This window comes from Metapseudomonas otitidis, from assembly GCF_900111835.1.
Lineage (GTDB): Bacteria > Pseudomonadota > Gammaproteobacteria > Pseudomonadales > Pseudomonadaceae > Metapseudomonas > Metapseudomonas otitidis.
In genome coordinates, this window is record NZ_FOJP01000021.1 from 83,077 (window position 1) to 99,855 (window position 16,779).

19 protein-coding genes are annotated in these 16,779 nt (G+C 69.5%); 11 read left to right on the forward strand and 8 right to left on the reverse strand.

The genetic code is table 11. The annotated features are described in order from the left end of the window. Positions 1 to 40: 40 nt before the first annotated feature. Genes BM198_RS24730 through BM198_RS24740 form a run of 3 tightly spaced genes read right to left on the reverse strand, consistent with a single transcriptional unit; the run spans position 41 to position 1,720 of the window. Positions 41 to 634, reverse strand: a complete 594-nt coding sequence (locus tag BM198_RS24730) for an LON peptidase substrate-binding domain-containing protein (protein WP_074973193.1) — start codon at positions 632 to 634, stop codon at positions 41 to 43. Positions 635 to 644: 10 nt separating this feature from the next. Then, positions 645 to 1,355: an LrgB family protein gene (locus BM198_RS24735; RefSeq protein WP_139233705.1), complete on the reverse strand. Its 711-nt coding sequence runs from the start codon at positions 1,353 to 1,355 to the stop codon at positions 645 to 647. A gap of 2 nt (positions 1,356 to 1,357) precedes the next feature. Beyond that, the gene (locus BM198_RS24740; protein ID WP_074973195.1) at positions 1,358 to 1,720 is read right to left on the reverse strand and encodes a CidA/LrgA family protein; all 363 of its coding nucleotides are present in this window, start codon (positions 1,718 to 1,720) and stop codon (positions 1,358 to 1,360) included. 233 nt (positions 1,721 to 1,953) lie between these two features. Between BM198_RS24740 and BM198_RS24745 the strand changes: the two genes are divergently transcribed. From BM198_RS24745 to BM198_RS24775, 7 genes are all read left to right on the forward strand, one after another. Then, the gene (locus BM198_RS24745; RefSeq protein WP_044410793.1) at positions 1,954 to 2,409 is read left to right on the forward strand and encodes a MaoC family dehydratase; all 456 of its coding nucleotides are present in this window, start codon (positions 1,954 to 1,956) and stop codon (positions 2,407 to 2,409) included. A 119-nt stretch (positions 2,410 to 2,528) separates the two neighbouring features. Next, positions 2,529 to 2,741: a TM2 domain-containing protein gene (locus tag BM198_RS24750; protein ID WP_074973197.1), complete on the forward strand. Its 213-nt coding sequence runs from the start codon at positions 2,529 to 2,531 to the stop codon at positions 2,739 to 2,741. Between the two features lie 85 nt (positions 2,742 to 2,826). Beyond that, positions 2,827 to 4,551 carry a C13 family peptidase gene (locus BM198_RS24755; protein WP_074973198.1) on the forward strand — a complete coding sequence of 575 codons (1,725 nt, stop codon included), beginning with the start codon at positions 2,827 to 2,829 and terminating at the stop codon, positions 4,549 to 4,551. A 32-nt stretch (positions 4,552 to 4,583) separates the two neighbouring features. After that, positions 4,584 to 5,225 (forward strand): oxidoreductase, encoded by a 642-nt coding sequence (locus BM198_RS24760; RefSeq protein ID WP_074973200.1) that lies wholly within the window; start codon positions 4,584 to 4,586, stop codon positions 5,223 to 5,225. Between the two features lie 90 nt (positions 5,226 to 5,315). Then, positions 5,316 to 5,927, forward strand: a complete 612-nt coding sequence (locus BM198_RS24765) for a class I SAM-dependent methyltransferase (RefSeq protein WP_074973202.1) — start codon at positions 5,316 to 5,318, stop codon at positions 5,925 to 5,927. A gap of 57 nt (positions 5,928 to 5,984) precedes the next feature. Beyond that, complete coding sequence (locus BM198_RS24770) at positions 5,985 to 6,851, forward strand: MBL fold metallo-hydrolase (protein ID WP_074973204.1); 867 nt, start codon at positions 5,985 to 5,987, stop codon at positions 6,849 to 6,851. 22 nt (positions 6,852 to 6,873) lie between these two features. Then, the gene (locus BM198_RS24775) at positions 6,874 to 7,341 is read left to right on the forward strand and encodes a YbaK/EbsC family protein (RefSeq protein ID WP_074973206.1); all 468 of its coding nucleotides are present in this window, start codon (positions 6,874 to 6,876) and stop codon (positions 7,339 to 7,341) included. 71 nt (positions 7,342 to 7,412) lie between these two features. Here BM198_RS24775 and BM198_RS24780 read toward each other — a convergent pair whose 3' ends face one another. The 4 genes from BM198_RS24780 to BM198_RS24795 all read right to left on the reverse strand — a co-directional run bounded on the left by BM198_RS24780 (position 7,413) and on the right by BM198_RS24795 (position 10,636). Then, positions 7,413 to 7,700: a YceK/YidQ family lipoprotein gene (locus tag BM198_RS24780; protein WP_074973208.1), complete on the reverse strand. Its 288-nt coding sequence runs from the start codon at positions 7,698 to 7,700 to the stop codon at positions 7,413 to 7,415. Continuing rightward, positions 7,693 to 8,322 carry a flavin prenyltransferase UbiX gene (ubiX, locus tag BM198_RS24785; protein ID WP_044410813.1) on the reverse strand — a complete coding sequence of 210 codons (630 nt, stop codon included), beginning with the start codon at positions 8,320 to 8,322 and terminating at the stop codon, positions 7,693 to 7,695. Before ubiX ends, BM198_RS24780 begins: the two co-directional genes overlap by 8 nt. A gap of 1 nt (position 8,323) precedes the next feature. Then, positions 8,324 to 9,676 carry a UDP-N-acetylmuramate:L-alanyl-gamma-D-glutamyl-meso-diaminopimelate ligase gene (mpl, locus tag BM198_RS24790; RefSeq protein WP_074973210.1) on the reverse strand — a complete coding sequence of 451 codons (1,353 nt, stop codon included), beginning with the start codon at positions 9,674 to 9,676 and terminating at the stop codon, positions 8,324 to 8,326. Positions 9,677 to 9,760: 84 nt separating this feature from the next. Beyond that, positions 9,761 to 10,636, reverse strand: a complete 876-nt coding sequence (locus tag BM198_RS24795) for a LysR substrate-binding domain-containing protein (protein WP_074973212.1) — start codon at positions 10,634 to 10,636, stop codon at positions 9,761 to 9,763. Positions 10,637 to 10,756: 120 nt separating this feature from the next. On the opposite strand from BM198_RS24795, the gene BM198_RS24800 reads away from it, so the two are divergent. The 3 genes from BM198_RS24800 to phnX all read left to right on the forward strand — a co-directional run bounded on the left by BM198_RS24800 (position 10,757) and on the right by phnX (position 14,284). Then, complete coding sequence (locus BM198_RS24800; protein ID WP_074973214.1) at positions 10,757 to 11,923, forward strand: 2-aminoethylphosphonate--pyruvate transaminase; 1,167 nt, start codon at positions 10,757 to 10,759, stop codon at positions 11,921 to 11,923. Positions 11,924 to 12,111: 188 nt separating this feature from the next. Continuing rightward, positions 12,112 to 13,437 (forward strand): MFS transporter, encoded by a 1,326-nt coding sequence (locus tag BM198_RS24805; protein WP_074973216.1) that lies wholly within the window; start codon positions 12,112 to 12,114, stop codon positions 13,435 to 13,437. A 19-nt stretch (positions 13,438 to 13,456) separates the two neighbouring features. Beyond that, positions 13,457 to 14,284 carry a phosphonoacetaldehyde hydrolase gene (phnX, locus tag BM198_RS24810; RefSeq protein WP_074973218.1) on the forward strand — a complete coding sequence of 276 codons (828 nt, stop codon included), beginning with the start codon at positions 13,457 to 13,459 and terminating at the stop codon, positions 14,282 to 14,284. Between the two features lie 185 nt (positions 14,285 to 14,469). On the opposite strand, the gene BM198_RS24815 is transcribed toward phnX, so the two are convergent. Then, complete coding sequence (locus tag BM198_RS24815) at positions 14,470 to 16,362, reverse strand: sigma-54-dependent Fis family transcriptional regulator (protein ID WP_074973220.1); 1,893 nt, start codon at positions 16,360 to 16,362, stop codon at positions 14,470 to 14,472. Between the two features lie 323 nt (positions 16,363 to 16,685). Here BM198_RS24815 and BM198_RS30575 point away from each other — a divergent pair. Then, the coding region (locus BM198_RS30575) for a hypothetical protein (RefSeq protein WP_244165684.1) at positions 16,686 to 16,779 on the forward strand (94 nt) is incomplete at its 3' end.

Consider the following 16,779-nt stretch of genomic DNA (forward strand, 5'->3'; position numbering starts at 1 on the left):
TAGGCGCCTGGGCGTGGCGGAAGGCCCACGCCCGGCGTGATCAGGCGATGACGTCGCCCTGAAGGCGGTTAAGCAGCGTCTGCAGGTGGTCGAGCCGCGCATCCGGGCTGCCCAGGGCCAGCAGCTCCAGCTTCTCGTCGAGGGAGAAGGGCAGCAGGTAGGCCAACTGGTTGGCCAGCTCCTGCTGGCCGTGAGCCAGGCCGCCCATGCCCAGCCCCTTCACCAGCGGGTGCTCGGCCAGGGCATTGAGCAGCGCGGCCAGGTCGGCGTGCTCCGGCAGCAGCGGCCGGTCGGCATCGTCGTCGTCCAGCCAGGCGATATCCCCCAGGGTGAGCTGGTCGGCCTGCACACGCGTACCTTCGACCGTGAAGCGCCGGCCGCCCTCGACCCGGATGCCCAGCAGCCCGTTGGGCAGTTGCTGCCAGTCACGGATCAGCGCCTCGCACCCCAGGGGCGCAATGCGCTGGGCAGCGCTGCCGACCTCCTCGCCTTCGAGGATGCCCACCACGCCAAAGCCGGTGCTCTGCTTCATGCAGCGCCCGATCATGTCCAGGTAGCGCGCCTCGAACAGCTGCAGGTCGAGCATGCAGCCAGGAAACAACACGGTATTCAGCGGAAACAGCGGCAGTTCCATCCCTCGTCCCTCACACGATCATCGCCACGGCCAACGGCAGCAGCACCGCCGTCGCCACCCCCATCAGGCTCATCGCCAGCGCCGCGAAGGCGCCGCACTCCTCGCCCTCCTGCAGCGCGCGCGCCGTACCCACCGCATGGGCGGTGATGCCCAGCGCCATGCCTTGTGCAGCAGGGTGGTGAACGCCGATGCGGCGCAGCATCTCCGGGCCGAGCATGGCCCCGATCACCCCGGTGATGAGCACGAACACCGCCGCCAGCGCCGCTACGCCGCCGATCTGCTCGGCCACCAGCATGGCGATGGGCGAGGTGACCGACTTGGGCGCCATGGTCATCAACACCATGTGCTCGGCGCCGAACGCCCAGGCCAGGCCGACGCCCATCACCGTCGCCACCAGTCCGCCGAGGGCCAGGGTCAGCAACGTCGGCCAGAACAGCTGGCGAATGCGCTTGAGGTTGAGGAACAGCGGCACCGCCAGCGCCACCGTGGCGGGGCCCAGCAGCAGGTTGAGCAGCGTGGTGCTCTGGCGGTACTCGTCATAGCCGATGCCCAGCGGCACCAGCACCGCGATCACCAGTGCCATCGACACCAGCACCGGCTGCAGGAACATCAGCCGGGAGCGCTCGTACAGCGAGCTGGCCAACTGGTAGGCAGCGAGGGTCAGCCCCACACCGAACAGCGGGTGGTGCGCCACGGCCTGCCAGGCCGATTGCCATGCCAGGCTCATGCCTTGCCCTCCTCGCCGCCGCGGCGGTCGATCAGCCGCTGCATCAGCCAGCCCACGAACAGCAACGAGAAGAACACCGACAGCCCCAGCGCACCGACCACCGCCCAGGCGTCTTCCCAGATCGCCCGCGCGTAGACCATCACCCCCACCGCCGGCGGCACCAGCAGCAGCGGCAGGTAGCGCAGCAGGGCGCCGGACGCCACCGTCAGCGGCTCCCCGACCTCGCCCCGGACGACGAGGAACACGAACAGCAGCACCAGCCCGATAATGGGCCCGGGCAGCATGTGCAGGAACAGGGCGTTCAGCCCGGTGCCGAGCAACTGGAACAGCACCAGCCAGGTCAAGCCACGCAGCAGCATGAGGGGTCTCCAGACAGTCTTCCGTCCCCGCTCCGTCTCCACAGGCCCGTCGCAGACGGGCCGGAGCCAGGGTGGGCCATTATAGGCACGCCTGCCCCGCCCGCTATAACCCGCCATTCGCAGGGGCCATGCCGGCTTGACCGGGCCCCGGGCCCGTGCTGATCTACGCCAACGCGCCGGGCGAGCCAGCCCGCCACAAGAAGAAGAAAAAAACCGTCCACGGAGGATGAAGCATGCCGTTCGTACCTGTTGCAGAACTGAAAAGCTACATTGGCAAGGACCTGGGTCACTCCGAGTGGCTGACCATCGATCAGGAACGCATCAACCAGTTCGCCGAATGCACCGGCGACCACCAGTTCATCCATGTCGACCCGGAGAAGGCCAAGCGCACCCCCTTCGGCACCACCATCGCCCACGGTTTCCTCAGCCTGTCGCTGATCCCGGTGCTGTCGGAAAAGCTGCTGGTGCTCCCCGAAGGCCTGAAGATGGGCATCAACTACGGTCTGGACAGCGTCCGCTTCATCCAGCCGGTGCCGGTGAACTCGCGGGTGCGCCTGGCCCTCACCGTACTCGACGTCACCGAGAAGAACCCCGGCCAGTGGCTGATCAAGGCCCGCGCCACCCTCGAGATCGAAGGCCAGGCCAAGCCGGCCTACGTCGCCGAGTCCCTCAGCCTCTGCTTCGTCTGACGCCCCCGGCGCCGCTGCGAAAGCAGCCGGCGCCTCTCGCCCCGAGCGTCTCGTCTCGCTAGAATGCCGCCCGCCCCGCCCTGGGGACTCCCAACCGACTCGTCAACAAGGACAGTTCCATGACCGAAAAGCGTATCCTGCCCGCCTTCCTGCTCTGCTTCTTCCTCGGCACCTTCGGCGCCCACCGCTTCTACGTCGGCAAGATCGGCACCGCCATCCTGCAGATCGTCACCCTCGGCGGCCTGGGCATCTGGACCCTGATCGACTTCATCATGATCATCGTCGGCGCCTTCACCGACAAACAGGGCAACAAGATCACCCAGTGGACCTGACCGGTCTCGCACGTCCGCTACAAAAGCCCGCTCACGCGGGCTTTTTTACGCCACACTAGGGCAGCCATTCAGCCAGGGACTGCCGATGAAAGCCCTTCTTCCCCTCAGCCTTGCCGTGTTGCTCGCCGCCTGCGGCGAAGGCGAGCCCATCACCCCGCCCGACGCCCGACTGCCCGATGGCGCCCGCTACCGGGGCGAGGTGGTCGACGGCCTGCTGCAAGGCCCCGGCCGCCTCGACTACACCAACGGCACCTGGTTCGAAGGCCGCTTCAAGGACGGCCAGGCCAATGGCCAGGGTCGCTGGCACGGCCCGGAAGGCGTGGAGTACGAAGGCGAGTTCCGCGACGGCCTGTTCGACGGCAAGGGCCGCATGACCTACCGCGATGGCACCGTCTACGAAGGCAGCTTCAAGGGCAACCGCTTCGACGGCGAAGGCCGCCTCGCACGGGGCGAGATGGTCTACCAGGGCGGCTTCCGCAACGACCAGTACCACGGCCTCGGCACCCTGCGCATGCCCGACGGCAGCGAACACCAGGGCCGTTTCCGCAACGGCCAGCCCGACGGCCCCGGCGTGCTCACCGACAGCGAAGGCAACCGCTTCAGCGGCACCTTCAAGCAGGGACAGCTGAACGGTGAAGGCGACTACCAGGGCAGCGACGGCGACCGCTACAGCGGCGGCTTCGCCAGCAACCGCTTCAACGGCAAGGGCCGCTACCAGAACGCCGAAGGCGCGGTGTGGAGCGGCGAGTTCCGCAACGGCGCACTGACCGGCAAGGGCGAATACAAGGGGGCAGACGGCGAGCACTACCAAGGCGCCTTCCGCACCTGGCGCTACCACGGCCAGGGCGACCTGCGCCTGGCCGACGGCAGCCACTACGTCGGCGGTTTCGCCAACGGCCGCTACGCCGGCGACGGCACCCTCACCCTGGCCAGTGGCGAGCAGGAGCGCGGCACTTGGCGCAACGGCCGCCGCGTGCGGGATGCCGCCGGCCAGGCACTGCCCGATCCACTGGAGGTCGGCCTGCTGCAACAGGGGCGTCTGCTGGACGAAGCCCTCGCCGCCGTCCCGCCGTCCACCCCGGCCCCCGAGCTGTACAGCCTGAGCCTGGGCGGCGATGGCCGCCAGAGCGTGTTCCTGCGGGAAGCCGACTACGCCGCCAAGCTGATGAGCGACCGCTTCGCCGCCCGTGGCCACATCACCCTGGTGAACCACCGCGATCACATGGCCGACCGCCCCCTGGCCACCCGCGAGAGCCTCGCCCGCGCCGTCGAGACCCTGGCCAAGCGCACCGGCCCGGAAGACCTGGTGTTCATCTACCTCACCAGCCACGGCTCCGCCGACCACCAGCTCGCCCTGGAGCAACCCGGCCTGCAACTGTCCGACCTCGCCGCCGCCGACCTGGCCACCCTCCTCGCCCCCCTGCGTGACCGTCACAAGGTGCTGGTGATCTCCGCCTGCTATTCCGGCGGCTTCATCCCCGCCCTGAAGGACGACAAGACCCTGGTGATGACCGCCGCCCGCGCCGATCGCGTGTCCTTCGGCTGCTCCGACGACAACGACTTCACCTACTTCGGCCGCGCCCTGCTGGCCGACGCCCTGAACCAGACCGACGACCTCGAGCGCGCCTTCAAGCTCGCCCGGGAGGCAGTCGCCAAATGGGAGAAGGAGGACGACTTCGAACCCTCCGAACCACAGATCTGGGCCCCCAAGGCCGTGCTCGCCCACTGGAAGCGCCTGCGCGCCAACCAGGCCCTGCAGGCACTGGCCGACAAGCCGGCGGACGGGGCCAAAACCCCGGCCAGCCACTAAGCTGTACCTGTGTCAGCGGAGAGACAGCCACCATGCACCTGACGCCCCAGCACATCCTGCTCGCCGGCGCCACCGGCCTCACCGGCGAGCACCTGCTCGACCGCCTGCTCAACGAGCGCACCGTCGAGCGCGTGCTCGCCCCCTCGCGCCGCCCACTCGCCGCCCACCCACGCCTGGAAAACCCGGTGGGCGAGCTGACCAACCTGCTGCCCCAGCTCGGCGGCCCCGTCGACACCGCCTTCTGCTGCCTGGGCAGCACCATCCGCCAGGCCGGTTCCCAGGAGGCCTTCCGCGCCATCGACATCGACCTGGTGGTGGCCGTCGGCCGCCGCGCCCGGGAGCTGGGCGCACGGCACTACCTGGTCATCAGTGCCCTCGGCGCGGACCGGGGCTCCTCGGTCTTCTACAACCGCGTCAAGGGCGAGATGGAAGACGCCCTGCGCGACCAGGGCTGGCCGCAACTCACCCTTGCCCGCCCCTCACTGCTGCTCGGCCCGCGCCAGGAATTCCGCCTCGGCGAACGCCTCGCCGCCCCGCTGATGCGCCTGATCCCCGGCAAGTACCGGGGCATCGAAGCCTGCACCCTGGCCCGCGCGCTCTGGCGCCTGGCCCTGGAGACCGGCGAAGGCACCCGCGTGGTGGAGTCGGACGAGCTGCGCCGCCTGGGCCGCTGAAGCGCCCCAGGCCTTGGCCGGAACGCCCGCGACACCCAGCCGACCGCGCCTGTAGGGTGGACAGCTCCGCAGCCCAGGAAGGGAACGCCCATGCAGTTCTACGACCGCCACATCCTCCCGCGCCTGATCGACTACGCCTGCGGCATGGGCCACGTCATGAAGACCCGCTCCCAGGTGGTGCCCAACGCCGAGGGCGAGGTGCTGGAGATCGGCATCGGCACCGGCCTCAACCTCGCCTTCTACGACCCGCAGCGGGTCAGCCGGGTAACCGGCGTCGATCCCGCCGCGCAGATGCAGGCCCTGGCCCGGCAGCGCGCAGCCGCCACCACCATCCCGGTGGAAACCATCGCCCTGGAACTGGGCGAGATCCGCGCCGATGACGGCCGCTTCGACAGCATCGTCTGCACCTTCACCCTCTGCACCATCCCCGACGCCGTCGCCGCCCTGCGGGAAATGCGCCGCGTGCTCAAGCCCGGTGGCCGCCTGCATTTCGCCGAGCACGGCCTGGCCCCGGACCCCGGCGTGGTGCGCTGGCAGCAACGCCTCACCCCGCTGTGGAAACCGCTGGCCGGGGGCTGCCACCTGGACCGCGACATCCCCCGCCTGATCGAGACCGGCGGCTTCCGCATCGGCGAGCTGAACACCCGCTACCTGCCCGGCCCGCGCCCAATGACCTTCGTCTACAGCGGCTGGGCGGATTGACCGGCGCCCCGGCATTCGGGTTAGCCTTGCCCGCTCCGCCCGCAGACAGGGACCGACATGCGCACCCTCACCACCCTCACCGGCAACAGCCAGAAACTCGACGGCGGCGCCATGTTCGGCAACGCCCCGCGCGCCCTCTGGGAACGCTGGATGGCCCCGGACGCCCTCAACCGCATCGACCTCGGTTGCCGCGCCCTGCTGGTGCGTGAAGGCGAACGCAACGTGCTGGTGGAAACCGGCATCGGCGCCTTCTTCTCCCCGGACCTGAAGCAGCGCTACGGCGTGCAGGAGAGCCACCACGTGCTGCTCGACAGCCTGGCGGCCGTGGGCCTCGACCATGCCGACATCGACGTGGTGCTGCTCACCCACCTGCACTTCGACCACGCCGGCGGCCTGCTCGCCCCCTGGGAAGACGGCCAGCCGCTGCGCCTGCTGTTCCCCAATGCCCGCTTCATCACCGGCCGTCGCCAGTGGCAGCGCGCCTGCACGCCCCACGCCCGCGACCGCGCCTCCTACATTCCCGAACTGCTGGAGCTGCTGCAGGCCAGCGAGCGGCTGGAGCTGCTGGAAGACGGCGAACAGAGCGCCACCCTCGGCGCCGACTGGCGCTTCCACTGGAGCGATGGCCACACCCCCGGCCAGCTCCTGCCGGAAGTGCAGATGCCCGACGGCCCGGTGGTGTTCAGCGGCGACCTGGTCCCCGGCGCCCCCTGGGTCCACCTGCCCATCACCATGGGCTACGACCGCTTCCCCGAGGGCCTGATCGAAGAGAAGGAAGCCCTGCTGGCCGACCTCCTGGCCCGCAATGGCCGCCTGGTCTTCACCCACGACCCGGCCGTCGCCATCGGCCGGGTGACCCGCGACGCCAAGGGTCGCTACGGGCTCGCCGACAGCCTGCCCGACGTCCGCGACCTGGCGTGCTGACCTACGACCAAGGACCGATCCCATGAGCCTGGAATCCGTGCGCGCCTTCTTCGCCAGCAAGGCGCCGGACATCGCCATCATCGAACTCGAAACCAGCACCGCCACCGTCGCCCTGGCCGCCGAGGCCCACGGTGTCGAGCCCGGTCGCATCGCCAAGACCCTCGCGTTCCGCGTCGGCGAGGATGCCGTGCTGGTGGTGGCCCGCGGCGATGCCCGCATCGACAATCGCAAGTTCAAGGAAACCTTCGGCGCCAAGGCGCGGATGCTCGATGCCGAAACCGTGGAGGCCCTCACCAGCCACCCGGTGGGCGGCGTCTGCCCCTTCGGCCTGGCCACCCCGCTGCCGGTCTACTGCGACCGCTCGCTGCAAGCCTTCGAAGAAGTCGTCCCCGCCGCCGGCGCCATCCACAGCGCCGTTCGCATCCCCCCCGAACGCCTGGCCGACCTGGTCGCCGCCCAATGGGTGGACGTGTGCCAGGACCTGGCCTGAGCCTCGGCTCACGCTCGCGCCAGACAGGGACGTAGCCCGGGCTTCAGCCTGGGAGCACGCCCCCCGCCCAATCAGTTGCCGCCGCGAATCCCCAGCCCTATCCCCAGCTCCGCCGCCACGGAAAGCGGCAGCAGCAGGGTGTCCAGCAACGCGCTGGCGGGCAGGTCGACGGCCGGGTAGGCCGGAGGTTCGGTGCCGAAACGGTCGATGGGGCAACAACCGTCGTGGAGGGCGTACCAATCGAGCCGAGTGCCGGAGTAGATGATCGGCGCACCGGGCTTGGCGGCGTTGAGGGTGGTGACGCTGGCGCAGCCCGGCAGGGCCAGCGCCAGCAACAGCGCGAGTGCGCCTTTATTCATCGCTCACCCGATGGTGCTCGCCCCAGCGCGGCAGCATGTCCTGGGGGATGTCCAGCAGGTTGAGGATGCGCGCGACCACGAAGTCCACCAGGTCATCGAGGGTCTGCGGCTGGTGGTAGAAGCCCGGCGACGCCGGCAGGATCACCGCGCCGAGGTTGGACAGCTTGAGCATGTTCTCCAGGTGGATGCTGGAGTACGGCGCCTCGCGGGGGACCAGGATCAGCTGGCGGCGCTCCTTCAGGGCCACATCGGCCGCCCGCTCGATCAGGTTGTTGCAGGCCCCGGTGGCGATGGCCGAGAGGGTGCCGGTGGAACAGGGCACCACCACCATCGCCGCCGGTGCGCCGGAACCGGAGGCCACCGGGGCCATCCAGTCCTCCTTGCCGTATACACGGATCTGCCCCGGCGTGGCGCCGGTGTACTCGTTGAGGAACGCCTGCATCGCCTGGGGCTTGGCCGGCAGGGTGACGTCGGTTTCCGTCGCCATCACCAGCTGCGCGGCCTTGGAGATGAGGAAGTGCACCTCGCGATCCTCCCGCACCAGGCAGTCCAGCAGGCGCAGGCCGTACTGGGCTCCGGAAGCGCCGGTCATCGCCAGGGTGACGCGTTCAGGGCCGCTCATTTCAGCCCTCCAGCGCCTGGGCCAGCTTGCCGTGCAGGCCGCCGAAGCCACCGTTGCTCATGATCACCACCTGGGTGCCCGGCACCGCGAGTGCCTTCACGCCCTCGATGATGGCCTCCAGCGAATCGCACACCCGGGTCGGCACGCTGGAGCCGGCCACCGTGGCGGCGAGGTCCCAGCCAAGGTTCGGCGGCGCGTACCAGAACACCTGGTCGGCCAGCTTCACCGAGTCGGGCAGCCCGTCGCGGTGGGCGCCCAGCTTCATGGAGTTGGAGCGCGGCTCGATCACCGCGATCACCGGCGCATTGCCCACGCGCTTGCGCAGGCCGTCCAGGGTAGTGGCGATGGCGGTGGGGTGGTGGGCGAAATCGTCGTAGACGGTCACGCCCCTGACCTCGGCCACCTTCTCCATGCGTCGCTTGACGCTCTGGAAGGCCGACAGCGCCGCCACGCCCAGCTCCGGCACCACGCCCACATGGCGCGCCGCAGCCAGGGTCGCCAGGGCGTTGGCCACGTTGTGCTGGCCGGTGAGGCTCCAGTCCACCGTGCCGGCGACCTGCCCCTCGAACAGCACCTCGAAGCGCGAGCCGTCCTCGCTGAGCAGTCGCGCCTGCCACTGGCCGCCCTCGCCGGTGGTCTGCACCGGGGTCCAGCAGCCCATGCCCAGCACCCGCACCAGGGCGCTTTCGGCAGTGGGATGGATGATCAGCCCCTCGCCGGGGATGGTCCGCACCAGGTGATGGAACTGCCGCTCGATGGCCGCCAGGTCCGGGAAGATGTCCGCATGGTCGAACTCGAGGTTGTTGAGGATGGCGGTGCGCGGGCGGTAGTGGACGAACTTCGAGCGCTTGTCGAAGAAAGCGCTGTCGTACTCATCCGCCTCCACCACGAAGAACGGCGTGCTGCCCAGGCGCGCGGAGACGCCGAAGTTCTGCGGCACCCCGCCGATGAGGAAGCCCGGGCTCATGCCCGCGTGTTCCAGCACCCAGGCCAGCATGCTGGTGGTAGTGGTCTTGCCGTGGGTGCCGGCCACCGCCATCACCCAACGCCCCTGCAGCACATGGTCCGCCAGCCATTGCGGGCCGGAAACGTAGGGCAGCCCCTTGTTCAGCACGTGCTCCACCGCCGGGTTGCCCCGTGACAGCGCGTTGCCGATCACCACCAGGTCCGGCGCCGGCTCCAGGTGAGCCGGGTCATAGCCCTGCATCAGCTCGATGCCCTGGGCCTCCAGCTGGGTACTCATGGGGGGATAGACGTTCGCATCGGAGCCGGTAACGCGGTGGCCCAGCTCCTTGGCCAGCACCGCCAGCGAACCCATGAAGGTGCCGCAGATGCCGAGGATGTGGATATGCATGGATGACCTCTGGAAACGGGCCGACGGGGCCCGGGAAAACTTGGCGCAGGTTAGCACAGGGGCCCGCCGTGGAATGCGGACCGGCTACGGTTGTCCCTCTTGGTCAAGTGATGCCAAAAACGCCCCAATCACCCGCCTCGCCCCCTGCTCCTTCAAGCACACCAGCGTTTCCGTCATGCGCGATTCGAAGTCGAGGATGGGCAGGACACGCACGCCGCGCCCGGCGCCGAGTTCGGCGGCGGAGACGATGCCGACGCCGAGCCCGGCCATGACCATCTCGAACACCGCCTCGCGGCCTTCCACTTCGATGGCGGGGAGGACCTCCAGGCCGGCGCGGTGCATTTCGTCCTCCAGCATCTGCCGGGTCATGGAGCCTTCCTCCCGCAGCACCAGCGGGGTGCGGTGGAGGTCGGCCAGGTGCAGGGACTCGCGGTGGGCCCAGGGGTGGCTGTCGGCGACGAAGGCCACCAGGGGGCCGCTGCTAAGGACGTGGCTGATCAGCCGCTCGTCGTCCACCGGGCGGCCGAGCACGGCGAAGTCGGCCTGGTAGTCGAACAGCCGGCGCAGGGATTCATCGCTGTTGCCCGTCACCAGCCGCACACGGATGCCGGGGTAGCGCTCGCAGAAGCGCGCCAGGTGCGGCAGCAGGTGCATGGGCGCGTCCACCGCCAGGGTCAGACTGCCGCTCTCCAGGGCGCGGGAGCTGGTGAGCAGCTCCAGTGCCTCGCGCTCGGCGGCGAACAGGCGCTGGGTGATGGCCAAAAGTTGCCCGCCCAGTTCGGTCAATTGCACCGAGCGCTTGTTGCGGTTGAACAGCAGCATGCCGAAGCGTTCTTCCAGCTTGCGCACCTGGTCGGACACCGCCGGCTGGCTGAGGAACAACTGCTCCGCCGCGCGGGTGAAATTGCCGTGCACGGCCACGGCATGGAAGGCCTTGAGTTGGGCCTGGGAAACCGACATGTCACCCCCGATAAATAAGCTCAGCTTCTGAGTGAAATACCATAAATCGATTTCAGTTATCGCACTGAAACGGGTCTCATCCCCTTCAGCACCGCCACCCCGCATCCGCTGGAGACGACCATGACCCACGCCGAATTCCCCACTGCCCATGCCCCGCTGGCCGCTCCGGCGCTGGGCGAGCCCTACCTGCTGACCCCCGGCCCGCTGACCACCTCCCGCGCCACCAAGGAGGCCATGCTGCAGGACTGGGGCTCCTGGGATGCCGACTTCAACCGCGTCACCGCCGAGGTGCGCCAGCAGCTCCTGGCCATGGCCGGCGTGCACGACGACCGCTACGCCTGCGTGCCGCTGCAGGGCAGCGGCACCTTCGCCGTCGAAGCCGCCCTGGCCACCGCCATCCCCCGCGACGGCAAGGCCCTGGTGCTGATGAACGGTGCCTACGGCCAGCGTGCCGGCAAGATCCTCGACTACCTGGGCCGCGCCCACATCAGCCTCGACAAGGGCGACTACCTGCCGCCCCAGCCGGAGGAAGTGGATGCCCTGCTGCGCGACCACCCGGAGGTCACCAGCGTGTTCCTGGTCCATTGCGAGACCAGCTCCGGCATCCTCAACCCCCTGGCCGAGATCGCCGCCGTGGTGCGTCGCCACGGCAAGGTGCTGATCGTCGATGCCATGAGCTCGTTCGGCGCCGTGCCGCTCACGGTGCAGGCGGTGGACTTCGACGTGCTGGTGTCCTCGGCCAACAAGTGCATCGAAGGTATCCCCGGCTTCGGCTTCGTGATCATCCGCCGCAGCCTGCTGGAGGCCTCCGCCGGGCGCGCCCACTCCCTGAGCCTCGACCTGCTGGAGCAGTGGCGCTACATGGAGCGCACCGGCCAGTGGCGCTTCACCCCACCCACCCACAGCGTGGTGGCGTTCCGCGCCGCACTGGCCCAGCACGCGGCGGAAGGCGTGGCCGGGCGCCTGGCACGCTACACCCGCAACCGCGACGTGCTGGTGGCCGGCATGCGCCAGATGGGCTTCCGCACGCTGCTGGAGGACCGCTGGCTGTCGCCGATCATCACCACCTTCTTCAGCCCCGATCACCCCCGCTTCGCCTTCAAGCGCTTCTACGACGAACTCAAGGCCCGCCACTTCGTCATCTACCCCGGCAAGCTCACCGAGGCGGAGAGCTTCCGCATCGGCTGCATCGGCCAGATCGACGAGGCCATCGTCCGCCAGTTGCTGGCCGCCATCGCCGACAGCCTCGCCGCCATGCAGGTCACCCTCCCCGGCCAGGCGGCCTGAACCCCACCGGCCGCGCCCCGGCGCGGCCCACTGCCGGCCAGGCCGGCGAGGAGTTGCCTAGCGCACAGCCCACCCACGCCTGACGCCCCGACCGCTGCCCTTCTGACCAGGCCGGGCGTTTAGACAGCCAGGACACACCACAAGAACAACAACCTCTCCTCATGCACTGTCCACAGGGGTCAGAACCCATGCACACCTCACCCGGCTCCACCGCCCGCGGCTGGCAATCGCTGCACCGCTGGCGGGTCCAGATCTTCCTCATCACCTGGCTGGCCTACGCCGCCTTCTACTTCACCCGCAAGGCCTTCTCGGTGGCCAAGCTCGGCATCGCCGAGGACCCGACCTTCGAGCTGGACAAGGCCGCCATGGCCAACCTCGACGCGCTCTACCTCGGCGCCTACGCCGTGGGCCAGTTCACCTGGGGGCTGTTCGCCGACCGCTTCGGGCCACGGGTCGTGGTCTTCGGCGGCCTGCTGATCTCGGCCCTGGCGGCCCTGGCCATGGGCACCTTCGCCACCCTGCCGATCTTCGTCAGCTGCATGCTCGTCCAGGGCCTGGCGCAGTCCACCGGCTGGTCGGGGCTGTGCAAGAACATCGGCAGCTTCTTCGCCACCCAGGAGCGCGGCCGAGTGCTGGGCTACTGGAGCACCTGCTACGCCTTCGGCGGCCTGGTGGCCACGCCCTTCGCCGGCTGGTGGGCCTACGAGGTGTTCCACGACTGGCGCGCGGCGTTCGTCTCCTGCGCACTGGTGGTGCTGGGCGTGGCCGTGCTGTTCTGGCTGCTGCAGCGCAACCGCCCGGAGGACGTCGGCCTGCCACCGCTGGAAAGCGCAGCGGCCGCCGACCCGACCGCCGTGCGCCCCGGGCACTGGCGGGTGCTGCGCAAGGTGCTGGCCAACCGCCCGGTGCTGGCCCTGGGCCTGGCCTACTTCCTGCTCAAGCCGGCGCGCTACGCGATCCTCCTGTGGGGCCCGGTGATCGTCTACGAACGCATGCCGGCCATCGGCAAGGTGGCCTCCGCCATCGTCCCCACGGCGTTCGAAGTGGCCGGGCTGGTGGGGCCGATCCTCATCGGCATCGCCTCGGACAAGCTCTTCGGCGCCCGCCGCATGCCCGCCTGCGTGTTCAGCCTGGCGGCCCTCACCCTGTGCCTCGCGCTGTTCGTGCCGGCCATGCAGAGCGGCAGCCTGTACCTGGTGGTGGGCCTGCTGTTCCTCATGGGCATGACCCTCTACGGCCCGGACTCGATGATCAGCAGCTCCGCCGCCGTCGACTTCGGCACCCAGGAAGCGGCCGGCACCGCCGCTGGCTTCGTCAACGGCTGCGGCTCGGTGGGCGCCATCCTCGGCGGCCTGCTGCCGGGCTACTTCGACACCACCACCGTGTTCCTCGCCTTCACCTTCGCCGCCCTGCTGGCCAGCCTGCTGCTGGTGCCGTTCTGGAACAGCCGGCCGCAACCCGAAACACCCCCTGCCATACCGCTCCCAGGCGGCCTGGCCAACGCCCGAACCTGAACCCCGACGGAGAATCGCCATGAACTACCAACACCCCACCCGCCTGCAGGCCGCCGTACTCGACTGGGCCGGCACCGTGGTCGACTTCGGCTCCTTCGCCCCGACGCAGATCTTCGTCGAAGCCTTCGCCGAGTTCGGCGTCGCCGTCTCCCTGGAAGAAGCCCGTGGCCCCATGGGCATGGGCAAGTGGGACCACATCCGCACCCTCTGCGACCTGCCCGCCATCGCCGAACGCTACCGCGCCGCCTTCGGCCGGCTGCCGACCGACGACGACGTCACGGCCATCTACGAACGCTTCATGCCGCTGCAGATCGAGAAGATCGGCGTCCACTCGGCGCTCATCCCCGGCGCCCTGGAGGCCATCGCCGCGCTGCGCCAGCGCGGCCTGAAGATCGGCTCCTGCTCCGGCTACCCCAAGGCGGTGATGGACAAGGTGGTGGAGCTGGCCCGAGGCAACGGCTACATCGCCGACCACGTGGTGGCCACCGACGAAGTGCCCAACGGCCGCCCGCACCCGGCCCAGGCCCTGGCCAACGTCATCGCCCTCGGCATCGAGGACGTGGCCGCCTGCGTGAAGGTGGACGACACCTGGCCGGGCATCCTCGAAGGCCGCCGGGCCGGCATGTGGACGGTGGCCCTCACCTGCTCCGGCAACGCCCTGGGCCTGACCTGGGACCAGTTCAAGGCCCTCTCGCCCACGGAACTGGAGCGGGCGCGCCAGCGCATCGGCCAGCTCTTCGAAGGCGCCCGCCCGCACTACCTGATCGACACCATCGCCGACCTGCCGAAGGTGATCGACACCATCAACGCCCGGCTGGCACGAGGGGAAATGCCACAGGCCGTTTGAAGCCCCTGTCGAGGCACCCGTAGGGGCGGCCCTCGCAGAGACTCCCCCGGCGGCATCACCTGGTGGATGAACAGCGCGTCATCCCCCTGCCCCCAGGTGACCCCGGTAATGAACGAACCCGCCAATCGGCGGGTTCTTCACGTGCGGGAGGTTCCCGGGCTGAAGCCCGGGCTACGCAGGCCGTGTCACAGGCTGCGGGTCTCGATAGCGTGCTTGCGCAGCTTGCGGTACAGCGTGTTGCGGCTGATGCCCAGTTGCTCGGCGGTGCGGGTCATGTGCCAACGCTGGCTTTCCAGGGCGCCCAGCAGGGCGGCGCGCTCGGCATCGTCCAGCGGGTTGGCCGGCGTTACCGGTGCAGCCTGCTCGCGGATGTCCCGGGGCAGGTCGGCCAGGCGGATCACCCCGTCCTCGCACAACGCCACCAGGGTGCGCAGCACGTTGCGCAACTGGCGCACGTTGCCCGGCCAGGGATGCGCCAGCAGGGCCTGGCGGGCGGCATCGTCGAGGCGCACCACCTGGCCGCGCGCCTCCTCCCGCAGCAGGTGCTCCAGCAGCGGTTCCCGGTCGCTGCGTTCGCGCAGCGGCGGTAGGTCGATGACCAGGCCGTTGAGCCGGTAGTACAGGTCTTCGCGGAAGTCGCCGGCCTGCACACGGGCCTCCAGGGCACGGTGGGTGGCGCTGATGATGCGCACGTCCACCGCCTGGGCCTCGCCGCCGATGGGCACCACCTGGCGCTCCTCCAGCACCCGCAGCAGGCGGGTCTGCAAGGCCAGGGGCATGTCGCCGATCTCGTCGAGGAACAGCGTGCCGCCGTCGGCCTGCTGCAGCTTGCCGCGCATGCCTTCCTTGCGGGCACCGGTGAAGCTGCCGCCGCGATAGCCGAACAGCTCGCTCTCGATCAGGGATTCCGGGATCGCCGCGCAGTTCAGCGCGATGAAGGGTCGCTCGGCCCGGGAGCTGGCCCGGTGCACGGCTTTGGCGAAGGCCTCCTTGCCGGAGCCGGTCTCGCCGTTTACCAGCAACGGCACGTCCCGCTCGTAGACCTTCACGGCCCGGCGGAAGTCCGCCTGCAGCGCCGCATCCCCCAAACACAGGCCCGGTGCCGCCGGGCGCTCCACCACCAGAGGGGCCACCGGCATCGGCCGGGGCGCCTGGCCGCGCAGCGCCGCATGCAGCACCCGGCCGTTGCGTGCCCGCAGCGGCCAGCTGGCATTGGGTTGGGGCTGGGCGCGGGCCAGCAGGTCGTCCAGGCGGCAGTCGAAACAGGCCTCCACCGTGGTGCCCAACAGGCGCTCGCGGCTGCTGTCCAGCAGGTTGATGGCGCCCTGGTTCACCGCGCGGATGCGCCCCTCGCCGTCGAAGGCCATCAGCCCTTCGCTGAACAGGCCGACGTACTCGGCCTGCAGGTGGAAGCGCAGCAGCCACTCGCCTTCGAAGCGGCGCAGGAAGTAGCAGCTCTCGATCATCTTCGCCGAGAGGTTGACCAGCGCCATGGTGTGGAACTGGCTCTGGCGGGACATGGCACGCCGCGCCGAGGAGACATCGAGCACCGCCAGCAGCTCGCCATGGGGGTCGAACACCGGGCTCGCCGAGCAGGTCAGCCCGGTGTGCAGGCTGCGGAAGTGCTCGTCCTGGTGGATGGTCAGCGCCTGGCGCTCCACCAGGCAGGTGCCGATGCCGTTGGTGCCCTCGCGGGCCTCGCTCCAGTCGGCGCCCAGCCACAAGCCGGCCTGCTCGAAAGCGTTGCGCTCGGCCGCGGCCGTCACACAGTTGAGGATCACCCCACGGGCATCGGTCAGCAGCACCGCGTGGCCGGTGCCGGAGAGCTGGTGATAGAGACTGTTCATCTCGCCGTTGGCGATCTCCAGCACCTGCTGCATGCGCTCGCGGCATTCCAGCATCCGCGCGTGCTCCAGCACGGCAGGCGGGCGCGGCAGGGCCGGGTCCAGGTTGTAGTCTTCCAGGCAACGCAGCCAGGAGCGGGCGATGGAAGGGTCGGCAGCGGGCCCGCTCGACTGGGCCTTGCCCTGCGCCAGGGTCAGCACTTGCTGAGCATGGCGGCTCAGGTGGTCGTGCATGTCTTGTTGTTCTCCGCAGCGGGGGTCCGGGAGGCAGCCCGGCGCCCAGGACGGGCACCCACGTCGCCGCAGCATCCTCCAGCGCCACGCCCTTTGCAACGCCCGGATGACCCACGGGTCATCGGGCTGTGCCAGATGCGTGACAAACTGTCACCCGGCCTGTACCAGCCCTGCCACAGCCACACCGACGCGATATCCCCGGCAATGGCCGCAGGCCACGCCGGCCGGGGCTTGCGCTGGCCTGGCCCGCCCCTTGCTCTATGCTGCTCACAGCGCTTCGGCGCGTCCTCCACCAACAAGCACAAGAGCCAAGGAGATAGACCATGCGTTACGCACAACCCGGCACCCCCGGCGCCGTCGTTTCCTTCAAGGACCGCTACGGCAACTACATCGGCGGCGAATTCGTGCCCCCGGTCA